The sequence below is a fragment of the Pseudomonas sp. K5002 genome (assembly GCF_013386655.1).
GTDB lineage: Bacteria > Pseudomonadota > Gammaproteobacteria > Pseudomonadales > Pseudomonadaceae > Aquipseudomonas.
This window is the reverse complement of the sequence record NZ_JACARK010000313.1, coordinates 1-2,276: the sequence shown is the minus strand read 5'-3', so window position 1 is coordinate 2,276 and position 2,276 is coordinate 1. Positions and strand designations below refer to the sequence as shown.

At 62.2% G+C, this 2,276-nt stretch carries 3 protein-coding genes and 2 pseudogenes; 1 reads left to right on the top strand and 4 read right to left on the bottom strand.

Annotated features, from left to right (window positions below):
- The 4 genes and pseudogenes from HX846_RS15800 to HX846_RS15785 form a co-directional block, all read right to left on the bottom strand.
- Window positions 1-655, bottom strand: a pseudogene (locus tag HX846_RS15800) (ATP-binding protein); the annotation flags it as partial.
- Window positions 652-1,320, bottom strand: coding sequence for a response regulator transcription factor (locus HX846_RS15795; RefSeq protein WP_003219550.1), 669 nt, complete (start codon window positions 1,318-1,320; stop codon window positions 652-654). The pseudogene HX846_RS15800 and the gene HX846_RS15795, both read right to left, overlap by 4 nt.
- Window positions 1,320-1,643 carry a PepSY domain-containing protein gene (locus HX846_RS15790; protein ID WP_102369441.1) on the bottom strand — a complete coding sequence of 108 codons (324 nt, stop codon included), beginning with the start codon at window positions 1,641-1,643 and terminating at the stop codon, window positions 1,320-1,322. The genes HX846_RS15795 and HX846_RS15790 overlap by 1 nt, the downstream gene beginning before the upstream one ends.
- Window positions 1,643-1,951, bottom strand: coding sequence for a PepSY domain-containing protein (locus tag HX846_RS15785; protein ID WP_003219548.1), 309 nt, complete (start codon window positions 1,949-1,951; stop codon window positions 1,643-1,645). The genes HX846_RS15790 and HX846_RS15785 overlap by 1 nt, the downstream gene beginning before the upstream one ends.
- A 159-nt stretch (window positions 1,952-2,110) precedes the next feature.
- Between HX846_RS15785 and HX846_RS15780 the strand changes: the two are divergent.
- A pseudogene (locus HX846_RS15780) lies at window positions 2,111-2,276 on the top strand (patatin-like phospholipase family protein); the annotation flags it as partial.

The window sequence follows — 2,276 nt, the reverse complement described above, 5'->3', positions numbered from 1 at the left end:
GATGGTTGATCTGCGCCACCAGCGGCTCCAGCTCCACCGGCACCTGGGTGTCCAGTTGCGAGCGCTGGCCCTGCTGCAGTTGGGCGATCTGGTTGCGCGCGGTCTCCAGCGGGCGCAAGGCGCGGCGCACGGTGACCCGTTGCAGAATCAGGATCAGCAACAGCGCCGCCAGCCCCAGCACCAGGCCGATCTGGCGCATCAGCCGAAAGCTTTCTCTGACGGGTGTGTAGTCCTGGGCCACGCTGATGGAAATCGACTGGCCAAACCGTTTGTAGTCCGAACGCAGTACCAGCAACTGCTGGCCTTCCGGCCCCAACTGCAGGTTGCCCTTCAGCCCGGCGTGGGGCAACTGCGGCAGTTCCTGGTCCCACAGCGAGCGGGAACGCCAATGGGTATCGGCAAAATCGATACGGAAATAGTGCCCGGAAAACGGACGCTGGTACGCAGGAGACAACCGCTGCTCATCCAGTTGCACACCCGCCGGCCCGCGCACCAGCGCCACCAGCAGGTTCTCGCTGTCGTTGCGCAAGCCGGACTCCAGGTAACGTTGCAGGCCCATTTCGAACAGCCACAGGCTGGTCTGCGCCAGCACCAGGCCGACGATCACCATCACACTGATCAGCCCCAGGCTCAGGCGCCGCTGGATCGACTTCATGCCGGGCTGGCACCAAACCGGTAACCCTGGCCGCGCCGGGTCTCGATCACGCTGCGGCCCAATTTGCGGCGCAGGTGGTTGACGTGGACCTCCAACACATTGGAGTCACGCTCGGTCTCGCCATCGTACAAATGTTCGGCCAGGTGACTTTTTGAAAGGATTTGCTCGGGGTGCAGCATGAAGTAACGCAGCAGCCGAAACTCGGCCGCGGTCAGCTGGATCTCCTCGCCATCACGCATCACACACTGGCGACCCTCATCCAGGTGCAAGCCGGCAGCCTGCAAGGTGGGCTGATTGGCGTGGCCATGGGAACGACGCAGCAAGGCCTGGATACGCAGGTGCAGCTCTTCGGGATGGAACGGTTTGCTGAGGTAGTCGTCGGCCCCGGCCTTGAGCCCTTCGATGCGCTCGGCCCAGGAGTCGCGGGCAGTGAGGATCAGCACCGGCGTGGCCAGGCCGGCGGCACGCCATTGCGTCAACACCTCAAGCCCAGGCAAACCCGGCAGGCCGAGGTCAAGGATGATCAGGTCGTAGGGTTCGCTGCGCCCCTGGTACACCGCATCGCGCCCATCCGCCAACCAGTCGACGGCATAGCCCTGGCGATTGAGTCCGGCCATCAGCTCATCGGCCAGGGGTACGTGGTCTTCCACCAGCAGCAGGCGCATCAGTCGTCTTCCTTGTCTTTGAGCAGTTGACCGGTGTTGGCATCGAGTTCGATCTCGCGCACCACGCCTTCCACCGTCAATAGTTCGATTTCATAGATATAGCGCACAGGGCGATCCTTGTGCTCTTCAAGCTCGGCGTCCAGCAGCTTGGCGCCCGGGTAGCGCTCGAAAGCCGGGCCCAGCAGATGCTCAAGCGGCGCGATCACGCCCTTCTGGCGCAGGCGCAGCGCTTCATCCTGGCCCAGGTCCCGAGCGGCCAGGCCTGAGCAAAATGCCAGGAGCACCAGCGCCACTTGAACGCTGGTGCGTAGATTTACCTTCATTACGTATCCTGATGATCCTTGAGGACGGCGCCGGTGACAGCGTCCAATTCCAGGTCCCACTCGACGCCCTGGGCGTCGCGCAGTTCAACCTGATAAAGGTATTTGCCGTATTCCTCTTCAAGCTCGGTTTCATGCACGGTGGCGCCGGGATGTTTGGCCAACGCCGTGGCGTTGAGCTTCTCGAAAGACACAATGGTACCAGCGTCGCGCAACTTCAGTGCTTCGTCCGGCCCCAGGTCGCGAGCCTGGGCGACGCCTGCGGTGAGGGCGATGATACTGCTGGCGATCAAGGCTGTGAGGGTTTTCATGGTGAGTCTCCGTTTCGGGATATTTTGCCTACGGGGCTCACGGTACTGGATCCAACTTAACTGAAACTGAATTGCCACCATGGCAATTCTCTGCGAGACCTTTGCCTGCAACCGGGCAAGATTTTCTATACTGCCCTGCTCGCGGTAAATGAGACCGGTATGACTGCTATCCATATGAAGTTCCCCGCCTTGACCCTCAAGGCCGGTAAACGCGCTTTTGCACGCATTCGTGAGCAGGGGCTTGCGCCTGCGGACGTCGGCATCCTTCCCGGCGCTGCCGGCGGGCCCAAGGCGCTGGGCATCCAGGGTCTGGACCTGGCGCTGT

Bases quoted from the DNA above. Each gene is read 5' to 3' on its own strand.
- HX846_RS15795 (WP_003219550.1), bottom strand. From the start codon at position 1,320: ATGCGCCTGCTGCTGGTGGAAGACCACGTACCCCTGGCCGATGAGCTG.
- HX846_RS15790 (WP_102369441.1), bottom strand. From the start codon at position 1,643: ATGAAGGTAAATCTACGCACCAGCGTTCAAGTGGCGCTGGTGCTCCTG.
- HX846_RS15785 (WP_003219548.1), bottom strand. From the start codon at position 1,951: ATGAAAACCCTCACAGCCTTGATCGCCAGCAGTATCATCGCCCTCACC.